The organism is Nostoc sp. CALU 546 (genome assembly GCF_048836525.1).
Genome location: NZ_JAWJTF010000002.1, coordinates 122,940 through 141,594, shown reverse-complemented (window position 1 = coordinate 141,594; position 18,655 = coordinate 122,940). Strand labels below are relative to the sequence as shown.

Annotated in this window: 18 protein-coding genes and 1 tRNA gene; 10 read left to right on the top strand and 9 right to left on the bottom strand. The window is 41.5% G+C overall.

Translation table 11 applies throughout. The features are described from left to right. Nucleotides 1-508: 508 nt before the first annotated feature. The gene (locus RRG12_RS01740; RefSeq protein ID WP_420758114.1) at nucleotides 509-925 is read right to left on the bottom strand and encodes a hypothetical protein; all 417 of its coding nucleotides are present in this window, start codon (nucleotides 923-925) and stop codon (nucleotides 509-511) included. A 339-nt stretch (nucleotides 926-1,264) separates the two neighbouring features. Beyond that, nucleotides 1,265-1,426 carry a hypothetical protein gene (locus RRG12_RS01735; RefSeq protein WP_420758113.1) on the bottom strand — a complete coding sequence of 54 codons (162 nt, stop codon included), beginning with the start codon at nucleotides 1,424-1,426 and terminating at the stop codon, nucleotides 1,265-1,267. 596 nt (nucleotides 1,427-2,022) lie between these two features. Here RRG12_RS01735 and ppk1 point away from each other — a divergent pair. Next, the gene (gene ppk1, locus RRG12_RS01730) at nucleotides 2,023-4,203 is read left to right on the top strand and encodes a polyphosphate kinase 1 (protein ID WP_420758112.1); all 2,181 of its coding nucleotides are present in this window, start codon (nucleotides 2,023-2,025) and stop codon (nucleotides 4,201-4,203) included. Between the two features lie 191 nt (nucleotides 4,204-4,394). Continuing rightward, nucleotides 4,395-4,811 carry a response regulator gene (locus RRG12_RS01725; protein WP_181927826.1) on the top strand — a complete coding sequence of 139 codons (417 nt, stop codon included), beginning with the start codon at nucleotides 4,395-4,397 and terminating at the stop codon, nucleotides 4,809-4,811. Nucleotides 4,812-4,940: 129 nt separating this feature from the next. On the opposite strand, the gene RRG12_RS01720 is transcribed toward RRG12_RS01725, so the two are convergent. Then, nucleotides 4,941-5,114 (bottom strand): hypothetical protein, encoded by a 174-nt coding sequence (locus RRG12_RS01720; RefSeq protein ID WP_176727152.1) that lies wholly within the window; start codon nucleotides 5,112-5,114, stop codon nucleotides 4,941-4,943. Between the two features lie 168 nt (nucleotides 5,115-5,282). Here RRG12_RS01720 and RRG12_RS01715 point away from each other — a divergent pair, with 168 nt between their 5' ends. Next, nucleotides 5,283-5,852 (top strand): DUF2854 domain-containing protein, encoded by a 570-nt coding sequence (locus tag RRG12_RS01715; RefSeq protein WP_069073444.1) that lies wholly within the window; start codon nucleotides 5,283-5,285, stop codon nucleotides 5,850-5,852. Between the two features lie 252 nt (nucleotides 5,853-6,104). Here RRG12_RS01715 and RRG12_RS01710 read toward each other — a convergent pair whose 3' ends face one another. Continuing rightward, nucleotides 6,105-6,365, bottom strand: coding sequence for a chlororespiratory reduction protein 7 (locus tag RRG12_RS01710; protein WP_420758111.1), 261 nt, complete (start codon nucleotides 6,363-6,365; stop codon nucleotides 6,105-6,107). A 661-nt stretch (nucleotides 6,366-7,026) separates the two neighbouring features. Next, entirely contained in the window at nucleotides 7,027-7,179 is a 153-nt protein-coding gene (locus RRG12_RS01705) for a hypothetical protein (protein WP_176727153.1), read from the bottom strand. Nucleotides 7,180-7,203: 24 nt separating this feature from the next. Between RRG12_RS01705 and RRG12_RS01700 the strand changes: the two genes are divergently transcribed. Beyond that, nucleotides 7,204-8,232, top strand: coding sequence for a response regulator (locus RRG12_RS01700; RefSeq protein ID WP_069073446.1), 1,029 nt, complete (start codon nucleotides 7,204-7,206; stop codon nucleotides 8,230-8,232). Between the two features lie 50 nt (nucleotides 8,233-8,282). Here RRG12_RS01700 and RRG12_RS01695 read toward each other — a convergent pair whose 3' ends face one another. Beyond that, nucleotides 8,283-9,488 (bottom strand): histidine kinase, encoded by a 1,206-nt coding sequence (locus tag RRG12_RS01695; RefSeq protein WP_176727154.1) that lies wholly within the window; start codon nucleotides 9,486-9,488, stop codon nucleotides 8,283-8,285. A gap of 560 nt (nucleotides 9,489-10,048) precedes the next feature. Between RRG12_RS01695 and RRG12_RS01690 the strand changes: the two genes are divergently transcribed. The 4 genes from RRG12_RS01690 (at nucleotide 10,049) to RRG12_RS01675 (ending at nucleotide 14,827) form a co-directional block, all read left to right on the top strand. Continuing rightward, the gene (locus RRG12_RS01690) at nucleotides 10,049-10,183 is read left to right on the top strand and encodes a hypothetical protein (protein ID WP_256091263.1); all 135 of its coding nucleotides are present in this window, start codon (nucleotides 10,049-10,051) and stop codon (nucleotides 10,181-10,183) included. Between the two features lie 866 nt (nucleotides 10,184-11,049). Further along, nucleotides 11,050-12,444: an S-layer homology domain-containing protein gene (locus tag RRG12_RS01685; RefSeq protein ID WP_420758110.1), complete on the top strand. Its 1,395-nt coding sequence runs from the start codon at nucleotides 11,050-11,052 to the stop codon at nucleotides 12,442-12,444. 246 nt (nucleotides 12,445-12,690) lie between these two features. Further along, on the top strand, nucleotides 12,691-13,770 hold the full coding sequence (locus tag RRG12_RS01680; RefSeq protein ID WP_420758109.1) for an SGNH/GDSL hydrolase family protein: 1,080 nt from the start codon (nucleotides 12,691-12,693) through the stop codon (nucleotides 13,768-13,770). Nucleotides 13,771-13,783: 13 nt separating this feature from the next. Next, entirely contained in the window at nucleotides 13,784-14,827 is a 1,044-nt protein-coding gene (locus tag RRG12_RS01675) for a M42 family metallopeptidase (protein WP_420758160.1), read from the top strand. A gap of 86 nt (nucleotides 14,828-14,913) precedes the next feature. On the opposite strand, the gene RRG12_RS01670 is transcribed toward RRG12_RS01675, so the two are convergent. Further along, a tRNA-Thr gene (locus tag RRG12_RS01670) sits at nucleotides 14,914-14,985 on the bottom strand. Between the two features lie 33 nt (nucleotides 14,986-15,018). On the opposite strand from RRG12_RS01670, the gene RRG12_RS01665 reads away from it, so the two are divergent. After that, the gene (locus tag RRG12_RS01665; RefSeq protein WP_069073451.1) at nucleotides 15,019-15,312 is read left to right on the top strand and encodes a DUF3493 domain-containing protein; all 294 of its coding nucleotides are present in this window, start codon (nucleotides 15,019-15,021) and stop codon (nucleotides 15,310-15,312) included. 350 nt (nucleotides 15,313-15,662) lie between these two features. On the opposite strand, the gene RRG12_RS01660 is transcribed toward RRG12_RS01665, so the two are convergent. Further along, on the bottom strand, nucleotides 15,663-17,357 hold the full coding sequence (locus tag RRG12_RS01660; RefSeq protein ID WP_420758108.1) for a DUF1565 domain-containing protein: 1,695 nt from the start codon (nucleotides 17,355-17,357) through the stop codon (nucleotides 15,663-15,665). A gap of 468 nt (nucleotides 17,358-17,825) precedes the next feature. Between RRG12_RS01660 and RRG12_RS01655 the strand changes: the two genes are divergently transcribed. Continuing rightward, complete coding sequence (locus tag RRG12_RS01655) at nucleotides 17,826-18,362, top strand: alpha/beta hydrolase (RefSeq protein WP_420758107.1); 537 nt, start codon at nucleotides 17,826-17,828, stop codon at nucleotides 18,360-18,362. Here RRG12_RS01655 and RRG12_RS01650 read toward each other — a convergent pair. Further along, nucleotides 18,359-18,556 (bottom strand): hypothetical protein, encoded by a 198-nt coding sequence (locus tag RRG12_RS01650; protein WP_069073454.1) that lies wholly within the window; start codon nucleotides 18,554-18,556, stop codon nucleotides 18,359-18,361. The two genes, RRG12_RS01655 and RRG12_RS01650, sit on opposite strands and share 4 nt — an antisense overlap. Nucleotides 18,557-18,655: the final 99 nt, after the last annotated feature.

Below are 18,655 nucleotides of genomic sequence, written 5' to 3'. Positions count from 1 at the left end.
GGGGGAACCAGAGTCAAAGTCCCCCTTTTTAAGGGGGATTTAGGGGGATCTTCAACGATTTGCTGCGTATAAAACCCCTACCTACAGAATCAAATGATTAAGCCGTTTTGAATATATTTAACCAAAGATCAAAAACCCGGTTTCTATAAGAAACCGGGTTTATTATGGTAATATAGTACAGAATTCTGAAAATACTGCTCCTCAACTACACTCAAGGAGCTGTATTATCTCTCCAAATTTGTTATCTCTCAATTGCTACCTTATTCTCCATAAACACTAGATATGGATGAAGGAAAGTAAGTTAGAGAGTTAATTAGGGAATTACCAAATACTTTGATGCAAATGTCTAGTGTGTGTATGTCACAGTTGTTTTATGTCAACTACTAACAACACGTTCTCAAACTAAACTCAAGAAAACATTGCAAATCAACGCAAGGTGTGAAAACATCTAGACTAAAAGCCGATAGTTTTTTACACCATCGTGATTTTCTGTCAGGTAAAAATCAGTCTATTCTAAACCACCAGCGCTAGCTGCTCTGACAAGAGCAGCCAGGTCTTGAACTTCTGCAAAAGCGCCGGCAGTAATTAGTTCTGCAATAGCTGATTCGATTGAGCCACTGCCAGCTGTCGCCACTGAGGCTTCAACTGTACCTGGGTTTATTTCAAGACTTGCTATATCTTCATCGTTGCCACCTATAACACCAGTACCAGGTGTAGGTGTGATAACTAATGGACCAGGAAATTGTGTACCAGTAGGTGCAGTGATCTCACCACTAACGCTGATAGAAGAACCTGATGGTCTAACGACTGTAACAGCGCCACGAGCAGCAGCATCTCCAGCATTTGCAGGTGCAGCGAATAAATTACCAACACCAACCAAACCTAATACGCAGATGCTTCCTTTAACGATCGCAGAAATTTTCATGATTCACAAGCTCCTTGTGTTTTCATCTTTGCGTTTTCAATATAACCTTGAGTTCGGAGGAACATTTCAGTAACAACACTGAAATTATTCAAAATTTTGACGGTGACAAATTAAAAAATCTAATAGAAGAGATTGTTGGTATAGACCTGAGCAACAGCATTCAAATAGCTATAAAAACATAGATTCCGCAAGGCTTCTATTTACTTAATACTGTGATAAAACTTGTGGCAATACTTACCAGCTTCAGATTTTGGGTAATCCAATCCCAAAAGTACTAGAAGTAAGGCTTTAGACTGCTTCCAGCATCATAATTCTCTGTAAACTCAGCTTAATAATTAGTCACACATTTTGAGCAATACCCATGCTGTATCTTTGCCAAATCTTAAGTGCATCTTCATGGGTAATATGCTGTGGGCAACGATTTGAACCTCCAGACTGATTGCGATTCTCGTATGGATGCACAATATTTTGTAAAGGCGCACAACTGTAAGCCCTTACCATATTCCACACAATTGAAAACGGCTATAAAATCTAGTTATAGGTTGGGTAGAGTGATTCTCTGAAATAAAGGGCTATGCGATCGCACAAAGCACCCACCAGAAGCGATCTGAAGCCACTGGTGTCAACTTAAGCCAAAAATAGCGTACTGATTGGGTGTTGTTCACCCGCCAGGGATTGTAAATCCCTGACTAATTGCTCAAGTCTACTGAAGTAGACTGAAAATTTTTGCGCTCTAAAGTCTTCTTCAGAGGACTTTAGCTATGAGACAGGGATTTACAATCCCTGGCGGACGTGTGGTTTCGCGTTAACTTGACACCAATGGCTTTTCGGCCCACCCCACAGGAGTTAATTGGATATTTTTTATTTGGAAGTCCCTTAGCTTTAGTGCCTACACAAGATTTTTTAGTCTTTAACTGAAATTATTTAAATAGAAATAGATTTTTGATTTTAAAGATGATATCTGTCTTGTACCAGTAGCAAGGTAGAGAATCAATATAGCCAAAATTTACCTCAGCGTTATGCTCAAGCACCATTTAACTTACTATGTTTATTGTCCCCCAGTTCAATGGGCTACATCTGCCTACGCTTAGGTCATTATGGCAAAATCTAAGAAAAGCTCTACCCCCATCAATCTCAGCGATCCACAATATTATCTTAACCGAGAGTTAAGCTGGTTAGAATTTAATGGCAGGGTATTACATGAAGCCTGTGACGATCGCACCCCACTTCTGGAACGCCTGAAGTTTTTGGGAATATTCAACTCTAATTTGGATGAGTTTTTCATGGTGCGGGTTGCTGGTTTAAAGCAACAAGTAGAGGCGAAAGTCAGCCTGTTAACTCCCGATGGTCGGACACCACAACAACAGTTAGACGATATTAGGTCTACTCTTATTCCCCACGTCAAGAAAGAGCATCAACATTTTGAAGAAGTACTTCGTCCGCTACTAGCAAATCATGGCATCCATATCCTGAATTACATAGATTTGAATCAAAAACAGCGGACTCATCTCGACAGTTATTTTGAGGAACAAGTTTTTCCAGTTTTGACTCCCCTGGCTGTTGATCCGAGTCATCCCTTTCCTTTTATTTCTAATCTCAGTCTGAATCTGGCTGTTGTGGTCAAAAATCCAGACACCGAAGAGGAACTCTTTGCCAGAGTCAAAGTCCCCAGTGTTCTGCCACGATTTTTACCGATACCGCCTGAGTTGGGAGATCAGAACAGCGAAAAACCTGCCCACTGGACTGGAGTACCTTTAGAACAGGCGATCGCTCATAACTTAGAATCTCTATTTCCAGGGATGAACATTCAAGAATATCATCCGTTCCGCATTACCCGTGATGCCGATTTGGTCTTAGAAGAAGATGAAGCAGATGATTTATTGTTAGCGATCGAACAGGAATTACGAAAACGGCGACTAGGTGGGAGTCCAGTCCGGCTAGAAATTCAATCTCAGACTCCTGACATAGTGCGATCGCGATTATTGCAAGATTTGGAATTAACAGAAAGCGATCTCTACGAAGTAGACGGACTTTTGGGACTGCGGGATTTGATGTATTTTATGTCCTTGCCATTGCCAGAACTCAAAGATCCACCACGCCAATCTGTTGTACCAATACGGTTGCAAAGACTGAGAGAACCGAGTTTAGATCCAGATGTCCTGGAAACGGACGAAGGAAAAGACTTTTTTGCTGTGATTCGGGAAAAGGATTTACTAGTACACCATCCTTATCAATCCTTTTCAGAAACAGTCGTGCGCTTTATTACCCATGCCGCCTACGATTCAAATGTGTTAGCCATCAAGATGACCCTTTACCGGACTTCTGGCGACTCACCCATCGTCAACGCCTTAATTGCTGCTGCTGAGAATGGCAAGCAGGTATCCGTGCTGGTGGAATTAAAGGCGCGGTTTGATGAGGAGAATAATATTTACTGGGCAAGACGACTAGAAAGAGTTGGAGTTCACGTAGTCTATGGTTTAGTGGGGCTGAAAACCCATAGTAAAACCGTTATGGTAGTACGGCGCGAAAAAGACCGGATACGTCGCTACGTGCATATTGGGACTGGTAACTATAACCCCAAAACCGCAAGACTGTATACAGATTTGGGATTGTTTAGTTGCCGTGAAGAATTGGGTGCTGACATCACAGATTTATTTAATTTCTTGACAGGCTACTCTTTGCAAAAATCTTATCGAGAGTTGCTGGTTGCGCCTGTGAATATGCGCGATCGCTTTTTATCACTAATTCACCGCGAAATCGAAAATGTTCAAAATGGGTTTTCTGGACGCATTGTTGCCAAAATGAATTCCCTAGTCGATCCACAAATTATCGCCACACTATATGAAGCTTCCCGCGCCGGAGTGCAAATTGACTTAATTATTAGGGGCGTTTGTTGTTTGCGCCCAGGACTCAAAGACATTAGTGAAAATATTCGCATAATCAGCATTGTCGGTCGCTTTTTAGAACACTCTCGGATTTATTATTTTCATAACAATACACAGGAGGAAATCTATATCGGCAGTGCCGACTGGATGCGCCGCAACCTAGATCGCCGAGTCGAAGTAATTACCCCAGTCAAAGACCCAGATATTGCTAAAGATTTGCAAGAAATTATGGGAATTATGCTCGCAGATAATCGCCAAGCTTGGGAATTACAAGCCGATGGCACTTATATTCAACGTCGTCCCTATGATGATTCTCCAGAAGCAAATTCCCAAAAAATTCTTATGAACATGGCATTACGCTCAACTGGTGTAGCCTCAAACCTGATTGATTAAAAAATAAGTTACTTATACCTTGACAACTAGCTCAACTTAGTTTTTTTTAGAAAACTTTAATTTTCTGAGCAGTTGTCTAAGTTATTTTTCATGGGTTCACACAAGTTATTCAACCATAGGATAGAGTCAGGGCTGGCACTTGTTCCCATAAACTAGAGGGGTTATTTTGAATAATTTCGTCTTTCCCCTCAATGTTAATGTTATCCTGTGAGCTTTCTACCTTGCGTGTTCTAGTAGTTGACGACCACGAACTGACTCGTTTAACCTTGCAATTGGTTTTCTCTTGCCAGGAAAATATTCAAGTAGTAGGTTTAGCCAGCAATGGTGAAGAAGCGATAGAAATGGTTAAACGTTGCCATCCTGACGTCATTGTTCTAGATTTACAAATGCCAGTCATGGATGGCTGGAGTGCATCTAGTCACATTAAAGCTATATCTCCGAACACCCAGATTCTTGCTTACTCCTCAGTAGAAGACGTAAATTTTCAGGGGACAAAGGCAATGTCTAGCTTTGATGATGTTTGCAAGAAAGATGTGCCTACAAGCGAACTTATTGCCCTAGTCAGGCAGTTAGGTCAGCGTGCAGGAGATGGTTCATTTGCAGGATAAATGATACAGCAATATTGCTTCGTCAACTCAGGCTTAGTTCAATTCTGGGGGTTTGAGCACATGATAATAGTGAGGAGCGTCGGTATAACCTGAAGTTAAGGGTTAAACCGACGCTATTTTTAATGATTTCTACTCTACCGGAATGGTGCGTCTAAATTCATCAATTAATTCATCCAGTTCTTCCAAAGCCTGATTTACGTCAATTCTCAAAGTTCCCAGGTTTGGTTGCTCCAGCAGGCTTAACAGGTACTCGCGTTTATTTTGAACTGCGACGATTCGCTCTTTTATAGTCTGTAGATCCATTATTTTTTTCCTATCTTTAACTACCTTTAAGTTTAAAGTTAACTCAAAATCTCATATTCTGGGACACTATACGCCCTTTTAACTGGGAACGATGTTCTTCCCTAATTTGTTACTCATAGCCGATGATAATAAAACTGACGTATTCAGACTTTATACTAATTTAAGCTCATGCTACGCCAAATCTCTTTGGGAACACTCGGTTTAACTATCGGCGGCATATTAACGGTAACTGGCTTCGTCGCCTATGCTAATAATAATGCCACACTCAATCTTGTCGGATTTTTTTACGGGATTCCTCTCTTGTTGGGAGGACTAGCGCTGAAAGCTAATGAACTTAAGCCAGTACCCTTTAGCCAAACTACCTCACCGTCAGCATTAATGCTACGCCAGCAGCAAGCAACTGATACTCAAAATAAAATTCGCAAAGACATCACCCGATATTGCTACGGTCAAGATGCTCATTTAGATACAACACTTTCTTTTCTGGGTTTGAGTCCTACAGATCAAGAACGACCAACAGTCACAGGGTTGCGAGAAACAGAAGTTAATGGCAACTATGCCCTAATTTTAGAATTTGATTCGCCGCTAATACCATTTGATGCGTGGCAAAAAAAGCAAGAAAAAATGACCAACTATTTTGGCCCTGGATTGGAGATTCAAATAACACAGCCATCTGAAAATACAATTGAGCTAGCGTTGATCAATACTCAAAAAGAGTCAGTAGCCAGCAGTCAATAGTCCAAGGATGTTTTAAAAATCCTTTTATCGGGAGTAAAACGTTTTAGCTCCCCCAAAGTCTTCCTTGTTAAGGGGGACTTTTATTCTGGTTCCCCTTTTTTTAGAGGTCAAGGAGGATATAGAAGTGACTAAAATTACATCCGACCACTTTTAAAACATCCTCTCAAGAACAAAAATTATTGTTACCCAAACTCCATATCTTTATGGCTTTTAAATTATTTTTTGTGATTCTCTTAACCACTGACCAAAAAGTTACTTTTCTAAACGAACTGCATACCACTGCAAATATTTTCCAGGGCCAATATCTAATTCGCAGCTAGTGTCGAGTAAATATTGTGCTTGAGCCTCCACAGTATCAAACTTTTGCAAGTCAGGTGGCAAATCTTGAATTATGAGTTGCTGGAGAGTTGTTTTGAGCTTGTCTAATAACTCTGATAGTGTGAGAAATTGTTCTGGTTGATTTGTTTCTAGAACAACAAAATTATCCTGCTGATACATTAATGAGTCTGGCATTTTAAAGATTTGGTGAATGTAAATAGGGTTAGATTTTTTGTAAGATTTCCTGTTGTTTGTACAGTCAAAAAGATAGCGATTTTATGTGTTGCTGGTGAAGTAGTTATTCGTTTTAATTTAGTAATTTAATAACAAACAGCCGTTTTTTTACCTAACTAGTATAATTTAGTATAAATTTGCCTGTATTTAGCAATTTACTTGAGCAAATTATCTAGTTAATTGATATCCTAAGTGGATCTGTGCCAAGTATTACTAGATGTACTGAGGCGAATTAAATAAGAATTTTTACTTAATTTCTTAACCTAGATTCACTCGATAATAAATCTTTGCACTAAGCTTTATCTCATCCTTATGTAATTATACTAAATCTCAGCAAGCCTTGCCGAATAGACTAAATAAATTTAAGTCAGGTAATATTAATAATTTACTATTAGCTATCTTCTAGGCGGATTTTGGTAATTGCATTGCTCTGCCTTACTAAGTTTCTAAACTAACTACAGAACTACATAATTAAGGTATCATTTGCAATTCTCAAAAAAATTGTAATTTGACTTTAACAATAGGGAAATATAAAAGTAACAATTTCCTCCCATAACCATAGCTGAACAAAAAGGTAACAATTGCCTTCGTGTTCCAATTATAGATTGTCTATGCAACTTAGTTATCTACCGCTTGCTTGGCTCAAGAACATTGAGCAGTCCATTGTCAAGAAACAGTTGATTGTGAGGACAGACACACCTTTGTCGCAAATCTCGGCATTGAGGAAAATAGCGATCGCCCCCATGCGATCGAGTTGCACAGCCTTTTTCAGCATAGTCCCGCAAGTGGAAGGCAACTCATGTCAGGCATAAGCCCATTTCCTCTTTCTACAAAGCAACCGCCACTGATTCTAGTGGCTGATGATGACAAGACCATCCGAGTGTTGTTGCGTAAAGCTATGGAACAAGAAGGTTATCGAGTGGTTGAAGTCAATGATGGTAAGCAATGTTTAGATGCTTACGAGGCTATCAAACCAGATATAGTTTTGCTAGATGCTGTAATGCCTGTGATGGATGGCTTTACCTGCTGTAAGCACTTGCTCCAAATTGCCAGGAATAATTTAATATCAGCACTTGCGAATTTTGATACAAATTCGACACTTAAAAATACGGTTATATCCAAGATATGGGAGCGCACTCCCATCTTGATGATCACATGCTTGGATGATGAGGAATCCGTAAACCGTGCTTTTGACGCTGGGGCGACTGATTATGTAACTAAGCCAATTCACTGGCCTGTATTGCGCCAGCGTTTACGCCGACTGCTACAGCAAGCGCAAGTATACAAACAATTAGAGGCGGCAAACCAAGCTTTGCATCACCTTGCCAATGTAGATGGCTTAACTGAGTTGGCTAATCGTCGCCGCTTTGACGATTATCTTAATACTCAGTGGATTAACCTCGCACAAGAGGGATCTCCCTTGTCAATGATTTTATGTGATATCGACTTTTTTAAATTTTATAACGATAGATATGGTCATCCGGCTGGGGATGTCTGTTTACAAAAAGTGGGTGCTGTCTTAAGCCTTAAGGTACAAAAACATCAGGATTTAGTAGCGCGTTATGGTGGCGAAGAATTTGCTGTGATTATGCCATATACCCCTGCATCTGGCGCAGTTCATGTTGCCTCTATGATACAAGCCGGAGTTAAAGATTTGCAAATTGTTCATGACGGATCTGCGGTGAGTGAGTATGTCACTCTTAGTATGGGCGTGGCGACTGTTGTCCCTACTTGGGAATCCTCACCTTCAGATTTGATCGTGCTGGCAGATAAGGCACTCTATCAAGCAAAGGCTGGGGGGCGCGATCGCTTTATCTCAAGTTCTTAGTTATTTGTCATTTGTCATTGGTCATTTGTCATTTGTCATTGGTGCTTTATCTAAGAAGGATAAACTGGCAGCGTGAAATGAAACCATGCTCCATTATTGGGGGCAGAGTCTACCCAAATTTGACCATAATGTGCTAAGACGATGCGTTGGCATAGACAAAGACCAATGCCGTAACCTTCTGTACCTTCATCCCGTTGCAGACGAAAGTGATTTTCAAAAATGCGATCGCGATTTTCGACAGGAATACCAGGCCCAGTATCGCCAATACTAAACTGAACTTTTTGGGTAGTGCGGTGCAATCCGGCGACGCTAATTTTGCCACCTTCTGGGGTGTATTTGATGGCATTATCTAACAGATTCACTAACACTTGCCGGATGCGTTCTGGGTCAGCATATACGTATGGCAAGTCATTGGGAATATCCGTTTCTACTTCTTGGGATTTGGCGGTGTAGCGATCGCACAATTCTTCCAGTACATCTAAGCACAGTTTACCTAGCTGTACCTTTTGTGGTAGGATGGGGAATTCTGTATCTTTACCACGACCTACTTGTAAAAGATCAGCAATCATCCTGTCAATGATCTTAGTTTGATTGCGGGCTTGTTTTAGTAGATGGGCCGTCAAGGATGGTTTGAGGCGCTGGAATTGGCCTGTCTCTAAATTGTAGTTAGATTGGAGAGTTTCTATAGCGATCGCGGCGGCAGTTAGGGGATTGCGGAGATCGTGTGCCAGCATCGCAATCACCCGGTCTTTAAACTGTAGCTGCTCTTGAAGGTTATCTTTTTCCTGTTTCAAGCGAAAAATTTCATCTGAGAGTCGGATTAGTTCAGCAGAAACAGCAACCGAACGGATAGTAGATTTGGGTGATGTCACCCTAACATTGTCGTCTATCTGTTCTTGTAAGTCTTCCTGTAATTTTAAGTAGGTGTCTACAGCAGCTTGCCAGCGAGGCCACCAGTTTTTCAATTGCGCTATGATATTACTCCCAGCCAAAACCTGCCGTGGTTCGGGATGAATTTTGATTAAAGCTGGCGTTGCTACCAATTTAAAGTGTTCTGCTAAGTAAGGTTGTTGTCCAACATCGATAGTTTGAAGTTCAAAACTATACTCAGCCTGCAACTCTTTTAAGTAAGCACGTATTCGCTGCACTTGTTGGCGGGACTTGGGGCGTCCATCGACAAACAGTAACAGCTGGAGGGGAGCCTCAGAATAAATAGGCTGATCCTGGGAAACTTGCATGTAATCGTGTTTCAGCACTGGTAACAACCCGGTGACGCTTTACAGAAAGTAAAATGGACTGACGGTTGTCGATGGTCGTTGTTTTTCTTCTTAATATCTATTTTAGATTTTCATATTCCTATCCGATCTGCGTTTTTGACATTAGATATATCTTTTTCAGCCTTTTGCCCCCTTTTAGCTAACTTCATCTCCAAGAAACACCCAAGCCCCTTGGATATAAGTCTTAATTTGCCCTGAATTAAAAATTTTCGCCAGAGTTATCAGCTGAAAACGTTATTACTATGTCAAATCGGTTAGTGCAGCAGCTTGTCAATTTGAGTACTCGCTTTGAACAAGCGATCCCCAAACAAACGCAGATGCTAATTGTATCTAATTTATCAGGAAGCTGTTAACTGTTCAGACCAAGTTTGTAGAGGGTTTTCTCAACCGCCAGTGCATTGGATGAAGTGTCTTCTTTGCCTCTACTCAATCCTACTAATGACTGTGAAAACAGCTATAGCTAACTATGCACTGCCTCTATAACTTGCGAAGCGCATCCTGTGCCCAGCTTTTCTAAAAGAACCGCTGCCCTATCCCAGATGAACAGGGTATGGGTTGCCAGAGAGAAAGCTTTGGATAACATAGAGGCGATGCCTACGGCGGTAAACTACGCACTTCTAGAGGAAGCACTCACTGCTTTCGAGGCTGCCAAGAAACTCTTGACCACAGCATAAGTAGCACTTTCCCCAAAAAATCAATTTAGAGATACTAGGGAAACTGCTGCGACACTTGACTGTTTTACCTATAACCTCAGTCGCCAAGAATAACGAACTTACGCTAAATTCCTGGAATTGCTTAAAACTGGCATTTTCCAGCTATTGCCTTACTCAGCTTACCATCGTCAGATGAATAATTGCCAAAATCGATTGTAAGCCAGCGTTAGCGAACTTTATCTATTCCCCTCCTTGGGTGAGGCTAAGAGGGAATTTAATCCTAGTCTATCACTTCAGCTGCTTGGCATAGGCTTTGCCCGCCGTAGGCATCGCATTAAGCTAGTGTATCTGGAAGAATATTAAAGCTTTTACTAGCTAAAGAAGGATTTAGCTAGTAATCAATCAGTTATTTGCTCTAACAATGGAATATTTCCAAAACTATCTGAAAATTTGTGATAATCCTTGTGGTGGAGTACTAGATTAGATCACCCAAACGACAAAACTCTTATCTAGCAAGCATTCCAGATTTATTTATGTTTTTTTTCAAAAATGTTAGTTTGTCAGAATTTTAGGGAATTCTATAAATAAGCATGGGAATTATAAAACCTAATGGCTGTAAAACGAAGACAATACGGTAGCTTTTGCTACCGTTTACTCATTTTTGGAGATATCATCATCACCAACAGAGACATTTACGAAGAAGATGCCGTGGGTCGGTAGTGTCGTTTTGGTGATACAAATAGTCAGAGAGCAGAAAAAACAGGGATACAAGGGATACAAGGGGAAAAAGAGAAAACCATTCCCCATTCCCCATTCCCCATTCCCCATTCCCATTTAATGAACAGTCTGCGCTAGGGTAGGAATTGAAACTCAATTTGTGATTTCCTGTGCTTCCCTGCAAACGTCCAGCTGTATTTCTAATTTGGGCTGTTCTACTCACTTCCTTAACAGCCTGTGCTAACAGTCCAGTCGCCAAAAACCTTGAGCAATCTTTGGCGGCAGATCCGAAGCTGCAAAGCAATCCAGCTGTCTTTGGAGAATCTCAGACTAATCAACCGCAAGCACAGCCAAACGAATCAACAGTTCAGTTACCAGTTGATTTTCCCAAAGATATCCCCCTATACTCCAATGCCAAGTTAGAGGAAGTTACACCTGCTAACGGTTCAGAAAATAGAGTCTCAACTCGTTGGTTGAGTTCTGACCCCAGTAACTTTATTGCTAGCTTTTATCGTACCCAGTTTCAAACAAATAACTGGCAGATTTTACAACAGCCAACAGATGATGCGGGAGGTGCTTTTGAGGCACGTCGTAACGATTTGCTGTTGAAGGTTTCCATTCAGCCTAAATCAGTTACTAACGCCACACCTAATCAACCCCAAACAGCAACCGAATTACTGATTGAATACACACCTAATAGTACTGCAACGGCACAATCTACCCCAACTGCAAATCCTAACGAAACTACTAACGCCGTTCCTCAACCAGTAGATCCACAGTTTATTGGCCCGACACCACCCGCAAACTTGGCAACACAGCCACCAAGCACGGCTAATAATCAAACAACTCCTACAGCGACACCTGAATCTCAGGAATTTAACGATCTGAACAAAGCACCGCAAGAATGGCGGCAATATATCCAAGACTTGGCTGCATTAGGTGTTTTGTCTTTAGAGCCAAAGACAATTAAGAGTAACTCTACTACCACAACTAACCAGTTTGAACCCAGTAAAATCGTTACACATCGGGAATATGCTCGTTGGCTAATTGCTGCTAATAATGCTATGCATATCAGCAATCCAGCTAAACAAATTCGCTTGGCATCCGAAACTACTCAACCAGCTTTTAGTGATGTGTCGGCAAAAGACCCTGATTTTGCAGCAATTCAGGGATTAGCTGAAGCTGGGTTAATTCCTAGTCCGTTGTCTGGAGATTCTACAGTAGTTTTATTTCGTCCTGATGCACCCCTAACGCGGGAACAGTTATTACTGTGGAAATTACCTCTAGATACTCGCCAAGCTTTACCCTCTGCTAACTTAGATGCAGTTAAACAAACCTGGGGTTTCCAAGATGCAGCGCGAATTGACCCCAAGGCTTTAAGAGCGGTGTTGGCTGATTACCAAAATGGTGAACAATCAAATATTCGGCGGGTGTTTGGTTATACGACTCTGTTTCAACCCAAAAAACCAGTAACTCGTGCTGAGGCTGCTACAGCTTTGTGGTATTTCGGTACTCAGGGTGAGGGTGTATCGGCTACTGAGGCTTTGAAATTAAAGCGAAGTTAGAGCGATATCTACAAAGGTTTACCCGATTATGTTGCAGTTAGTTCATGCATAGCATAAAAGTGTGCGATTTCCAACTTCTAGGATGTAAATTTGGCCATTTTTTTGTAATAGACCTATTTTTTATCAAGAGAATGTAAATCTCAGTATTTTCAGCGTTTTTACCCGTGTTTGATAAATTTTTGGTGCATAGTTAGGTAAAACAACGTAAATTAACTAAAACTAACAAATACCACGGGTAAAACAAATATGAAAAAACAAGCTGTCGCGGCAGGATTTGTTCTTTTGTCTTTCATGTTGCCGCTGAAGGCGAGTGCTGGGAGTTTTACCAACTTTTATGTATTTGGCGACAGTCTTTCTGATACTGGCAATGTTTTCGCTGCTACTGGTGGTTTAGTTGCTCCGACAACAGCCATTCCCCAAGCTCCACCATATTTTCAAGGGCGTTTTTCCAATGAGCGGGTGTGGGTAGACTATCTCGGAGAGCAGCTAGGATTAAAACCCTCTCCATACATTACTTTAAATACTACTATTCCCAATCAAGGTATTAACTTTGCTGTGGGCGGTGCTAGTTCTGGTCAGGGTAATGCTGTTGTTCCTAGTGCGCCGTTACCGGGAGTACTAGAGCAAGTCGGCTTGTTGACGCAACCCATTTTACAAGCCAATCAAAAGCTTGACCCAAATGCCCTTTATGCTGTATGGGGAGGTGCAAATGATTATGTGTTTAGTCAAGCTACTGATACGGCTCAAACAGTCCAGAACTTATCAGACTCAGTAGGGTTACTTGCCTCATCTGGCGCCAAAAATATTTTAGTCTTTAACTTGCCTGATTTGGGCAAGATTCCATTTGCGTTTGCGACAGGTCTATCTAGCAACTTGACTGGTTTGACAAATGACCATAATACGAGATTAGCAGAGGAGCTAGGCAAATTTAGCAATAACTCTGACCTAAATCTGATCTCTGTTGATGTGTTTTCCTTATTTAATGAAGTACAAGCAAATCCAGGGAAGTTTGGGTTTAAAGATGTGGCTAACCCTTGCGTAGTAGGGAATTTTCAGACCATCATCAGTGTGTGTCCTCAACCAAACGATTATTTGTTCTTTGACTCTGTGCATCCAACAACAGGCGTTCATAAGTTAGTAGCAGAAACTACACTGGCGGCGATTAATGCTAAGTCTGTCCCGGAACCTGCGATCAACTTGGGAATTTTAGCCCTTGGTGCTTTTGGTGCTATAGGAATGCTGAAGCGTCAACAAAAAAGAGCAGCAGTTGTATCAGTAGTGCGGGTTGTTGATGCACAATTGTCTCATACAACAGTTGAAAACTAAACTAACTGTATTGATGTGGGATTACGATCGCTTATTTGAAATTATTGAAGAATTAGTCATGCACCATTCTCCTAGTGGTGTAGAAACTGAGATTAATCGGTTGTTGATGGAACGATTTGCGGCGCTGGGTGTAGAAGTCTGGTGCGATCGCGCCGATAATATTATTGCGAAAATTCCAGGGAAAAATCCAGATGGAGCGATCGCGATCACCGCACACAAGGACGAAATTGGCGCAATTGTCAAGAGTATAGGTGATGAAGGTCGTGTGGAAGTCCGTAAACTCGGCGGTTCTTTCCCGTGGGTTTATGGCGAGGGCGTTGTAGATTTATTGGGAGATAACGAAACCATTAGCGGTATTCTCAGCTTTGGTTCCCGCCATGTTTCCCACGAATCGCCCCAAAAAGTGCAGCAGGAAGATACTACTGTTAAGTGGGAAAATGCCTGGATTGAAACGAAGCTGACATCTGCGGAATTAGAAGCAGCTGGCATTCGACCGGGAACTAGAATGGTAATCGGCAAGCATCGTAAGCATCCAATTCGGTTAAAGGATCATATCGCCAGTTACACCTTGGATAACAAAGCCTCTGTTGCAATTTTGCTAGCTTTGGCTGAAAATCTTAAACAGCCCGCTGTTGATGTTTATTTGGTAGCTTCAGCCAAAGAAGAAGTAGGAGCAATTGGAGCATTATTTTTCACCCAAAATCAACGCTTGGATGCGTTAATTGCTTTAGAAGTTTGTCCATTATCCGAGGAATATCCTTTTAAGGATGGGGAAAGTCCTGTACTTTTATCTCAAGATGCTTATGGGATATATGATGAGGGGCTAAATGGACAACTGCGCCAATCTGCCAAACAACTTGATATACCAGTGCAGCTAACGATACTGAGCCAGTTTGGCAGCGATGCTTCAATTGCGATGAAATTTGGCCATGTTGGGCGTGCTGCTTGTTTGGCGTTTCCTACCCAAAATACCCACGGTTATGAAATTGCTCATTTAGGAGCGATCGCTAATTGTATTGATTTATTAAAAGCCTTCTGCGAAACTGAGTTTGAGTGATAATTCGAGATTCCATCAAATTAACCAAAGAACCGCAAAATGCTTGATTTATGTCAAACTTGACTATTGAGCAATACTTTTATCAAAGCCGATGATGGGATTTGAACCCACGGCCTGCTGATTACGAATCAGCTGCTCTACCACTGAGCCACATCGGCGTACACAATCTAAGAGTATAACATGATTTAGTCATGATAAACCAAAATCCCAAAAATCGTCTTAACCCTGAACAATATGCCAGCCTTAAAGCAGAAATAGCCGCTCCTTATCGTGGCTTACGACAATTTATCTATATTGCTTTCGGTGCTTCTGGCTCCATTGGCGCATTTATCTTTTTTTTCCAAGTCCTTGCCGGACGCGATGTTGAGAGTGCTTTGCCAAGTTTAGCTCTCCAAGTAGCGATCGTTGCTCTCATGGTTTTCCTCTGGCGCTGGGAACAGCGGCGGCAAGCAAGCCCCCAGTCGGGTAAAAATCCTAATTCCTGAAGCGAGAAATTTAGCTGTTAATTTTTTACTGCTTTCTTTTTGCATATCTTTATATTCTTCAAATTTATTAATGATGTTATGAAGATTAAAATATCAACAGAGAAAAAAATAAAAAAATTATTAGGAAATTCCAAAAAGCAAAAATTTCTGAGAAACTAGAAATCGTTGAAACGGGGTCAGCCAATATAAAGACCCTGACCATAAACTCAATAACATTCAAATGGGGTTAGCTATATTTAAAGACCCCAATTTTTATGTTTAAAAACCCTAGAATAAAAAAACTCACATTAATTGGAAGCGCCAAACTGATAATTTGTTAGTTTGGCGCTTCCAATTTGCTAATTAGGTATTTACTGAACTGTTACCAAATAGGATGAAGGAATTGGTTGAGCACGTCCGGCATTGACGAGTGCCTGGTAAACAAAGGCAGCAACTTCGGCTCTAGTCGCCTGACGATTAGGATTGAGTTGCTTGGCTGTGGGATAGTTAATTACTAGTTGCCGTGCAGTTGCCGCAGCAACAGGAGCAATCGCATAACTAGGAATCTGGGCAGCATCGGTGTAAAAGGAAAGGACATTCTGATTATTGGCAGTTAAGCCCAAGCCATTAGCTAGAGCGACTAATGCTTGCACTCTCGGAATTTGCTGCTGTGGCTTAAAAGTGCCATCGGGATAACCAGAAACAAATTGACTTTGGTAAGCAGATTGAATGGCAGCGTAAGCCCAGAAATTGCTTGCTACATCCTTAAATTGAATACCTGCGCGTTTGGATGGTGGTGTTAAGGCTTTAGTGACAATAGTGGCAAATTGAGCGCGGGTTACAGGATCATTAGGTTTAAAGGTGCCATCAGGAAAACCAGCAATAATATTTTGGGATGCTAAAGCTTCGATGTAGGTTTTTGCCCAGTAATTTGCTGGCACATCCTTAAAGGCGACAGGCCCTCCAGGTGGTATATCAACACTTGCCGCAACAAAATCTACTGAGCCGAAAATCTTTTTCTGATCGATATCGTTGCCAACAGCAAGAATTGTACTGGTTTTGGTGGCGTTGTTCACATCATAACGAGTGTTATTGCGAATAAGATTGCCACCAGGATTTTCGTTAGTGCCAAGGTCGGGTAGAGCGCTGACAGTTGCTACTAAGCCATCTCGCTTATTGTTCTGAATGACATTCTTACGCAATACAGGCTTGGCTGACTCTGAGATAAAAAGACCGTCTTGGTTTTCGGTAATTTGGTTTTCTACAATTAGAGGTGTGGAAGTCCCGCCGATCGCTAAACCAAAACCAGTATCCTGAAATAAGTTACTCCGAATTTCTCCTTGGGCAGCTCTAGCAATTGAAATCCCATTGCCTTGGTTTTGCACAAAGAAGTTGCCTTCGACTTTGGGATTGCCTGTACCTGTGACAAAAACACCCTCTCTGGCACTGTTAGTAAAAGTACTGTTTTTGATAATCGGATTAGTTGACTCCACCCACACACCCGTACCCCGGCTATTTGTGTTGGTGACGGTGACACCAGTAATCGTGGTATCTTGTCCGGCAAGGATTGTAATGTTTTGTTGGGCAAAGGTGCGACTAGTGTAGAAACCTCCACCTGTAATTAATATCGCCTGACCTTTAGTAGCTTCATCACCCCGCAGTGTTACCCCTGGTTTAAGCAAAAGGGGGAAGGTTTCGCCACTTTCTTGGTTATAGTTCCCAGGTGCTAGTTGAATAACTGCACCTGGTTGAGCTTGACTCAGAGCGAAACTGATGCTTCTGTAGGGTGCTGCTGATGTTGCACCAGCACCAGCACTATCTGCACCAGTTGCGGGATTAACGTAAATCACTGCGGCTGTTGTCGGAACTTGCGCTGTCAGGGTTGGGGCAATACCTTCTGGGCGAGTAGCACCAGCATTAACCTCACCAGGTAGTAGTATTGAGCCGCCGGAAACAACAAGCATTGCCGTTAGTCCCGCTCCCACGCGCAAAGTATATTTGAGATGACTGCTAGAAAGAAGGCGAAAATTTTTCGCTAGAGAAATGTGAAAACCCCGGTATTTCATTTTTTCCGTCTGTGATGTGCTGAATTATGGTGTGTCGAACAAGATTGAAGGTAGCAGCCTTGTAGCTGCTGTAAAATCTATGCAAAACTATACTGGATGATTAGCGCTGATTCAGCTAAATTCCTTAGATAGATCACAGAACTTATACATTAGTTATATTCTTTTATTCAGAAAATTCTACTAGTACACTGTAGCCGAAGTTTGCCTACCCTTAACAATTTACTTGAGCAAATTGTTAAGGTTAGGCCCCAAGCCTTGTTAATTGAGATGATAAATGGATTTTCGCCAAACTCTACAAGAGAGGCTTTTGGGATGAGGTGAGTCTATAAACAAGTCTCTCGCTGTCTTGTCTAAGCGCTTATCCTGCCTTGGCTGATTTATTTCTTGTATTTCCTAAAGCTAGATGCTGCAAATAATGTTGCTGGAATATCATCACAATAAAAGCAAACCTATTGGAAATAGGGAAACATGCATTTTAATTTTTTGGGGCTGCGTCGCATTTTAGTTTTAGTAGGTAGTACGTGTCTTCTACTTGTGTCCACTCCTGTTTTTGGTGCGGAACGAGTGGTGTTAAACTATGGTATCTTCCGTGAATCACTTTCTGTAGAGGAGCTATCCACTTTTGCCGAAACAGGTGAACTTTCACGTTCACTTCGAGTTAATTTTGCTTTGGCGCGACAAGATCCCAAAGCCATTCGTCAGTATTTAACGGAGCCGGTAAAGGTAAATCTTGTATTTCTAGATCGAGTGCTAAATAGCCGGATTGGTAATATTATTTTGGATCAAATTAGTCAGGTTATTTATACACCTTCTCGGAGAGCAGATCGACAGGCTTTGCGAGCCGCTTTGGTTCTTTCTGCGAGTCAAGACGGGCAGGTATCGCTAATCGAAATTATTGAAAACTATCCCACCAATGAAGTGGAAGTTGATGGCAAACGTTTGGAGAGTGCATACCGTCAACTCCGTCGCTTGCAAACAAATATACAAGATTTACTTAATTTTTAGTAAGCTAAAGTTTCTAAAGTTTCCCTTAAATACCGTTGTACCTGCTGTTCTAAGCGAATTCCTTGTAATTGAGCATCACGTTCTAGTTGCCAGCGTTGAAAACCTGAACTAGTGGAGATCGCACATTTGAGGCTATACCAAATTTCAGTATCAGCAGAAAATTGGCGATCGCTAGAAGCTGGAATTTGAGCCATAGTTCCTCATTCCTTTATTTTAACTTCAACGGTAACTGGGTATTGGGAATAGGGCATGGGGCATTGGGCATTGGTTATTAATTTTTCTCCCTCATCTCC

What these genes read in the sequence shown, in the direction of transcription:
- RRG12_RS01740 (WP_420758114.1), bottom strand. Translation starts at nt 925, where the DNA reads ATGAAAATTTCTGCGATCGTTAAAGGAAGCATCTGCGTATTAGGTTTG.
- RRG12_RS01735 (WP_420758113.1), bottom strand. Translation starts at nt 1,426, where the DNA reads ATGGTAAGGGCTTACAGTTGTGCGCCTTTACAAAATATTGTGCATCCA.
- ppk1 (WP_420758112.1), top strand. Translation starts at nt 2,023, where the DNA reads ATGGCAAAATCTAAGAAAAGCTCTACCCCCATCAATCTCAGCGATCCA.
- RRG12_RS01725 (WP_181927826.1), top strand. Translation starts at nt 4,395, where the DNA reads ATGTTAATGTTATCCTGTGAGCTTTCTACCTTGCGTGTTCTAGTAGTT.
- RRG12_RS01720 (WP_176727152.1), bottom strand. Translation starts at nt 5,114, where the DNA reads ATGGATCTACAGACTATAAAAGAGCGAATCGTCGCAGTTCAAAATAAA.
- RRG12_RS01715 (WP_069073444.1), top strand. Translation starts at nt 5,283, where the DNA reads ATGCTACGCCAAATCTCTTTGGGAACACTCGGTTTAACTATCGGCGGC.
- RRG12_RS01710 (WP_420758111.1), bottom strand. Translation starts at nt 6,365, where the DNA reads ATGCCAGACTCATTAATGTATCAGCAGGATAATTTTGTTGTTCTAGAA.
- RRG12_RS01705 (WP_176727153.1), bottom strand. Translation starts at nt 7,179, where the DNA reads ATGCTGAAAAAGGCTGTGCAACTCGATCGCATGGGGGCGATCGCTATT.
- RRG12_RS01700 (WP_069073446.1), top strand. Translation starts at nt 7,204, where the DNA reads ATGTCAGGCATAAGCCCATTTCCTCTTTCTACAAAGCAACCGCCACTG.
- RRG12_RS01690 (WP_256091263.1), top strand. Translation starts at nt 10,049, where the DNA reads ATGAACAGGGTATGGGTTGCCAGAGAGAAAGCTTTGGATAACATAGAG.
- RRG12_RS01680 (WP_420758109.1), top strand. Translation starts at nt 12,691, where the DNA reads ATGAAAAAACAAGCTGTCGCGGCAGGATTTGTTCTTTTGTCTTTCATG.
- RRG12_RS01675 (WP_420758160.1), top strand. Translation starts at nt 13,784, where the DNA reads ATGTGGGATTACGATCGCTTATTTGAAATTATTGAAGAATTAGTCATG.
- RRG12_RS01665 (WP_069073451.1), top strand. Translation starts at nt 15,019, where the DNA reads ATGATAAACCAAAATCCCAAAAATCGTCTTAACCCTGAACAATATGCC.
- RRG12_RS01660 (WP_420758108.1), bottom strand. Translation starts at nt 17,357, where the DNA reads ATGAAATACCGGGGTTTTCACATTTCTCTAGCGAAAAATTTTCGCCTT.
- RRG12_RS01655 (WP_420758107.1), top strand. Translation starts at nt 17,826, where the DNA reads ATGCATTTTAATTTTTTGGGGCTGCGTCGCATTTTAGTTTTAGTAGGT.
- RRG12_RS01650 (WP_069073454.1), bottom strand. Translation starts at nt 18,556, where the DNA reads ATGGCTCAAATTCCAGCTTCTAGCGATCGCCAATTTTCTGCTGATACT.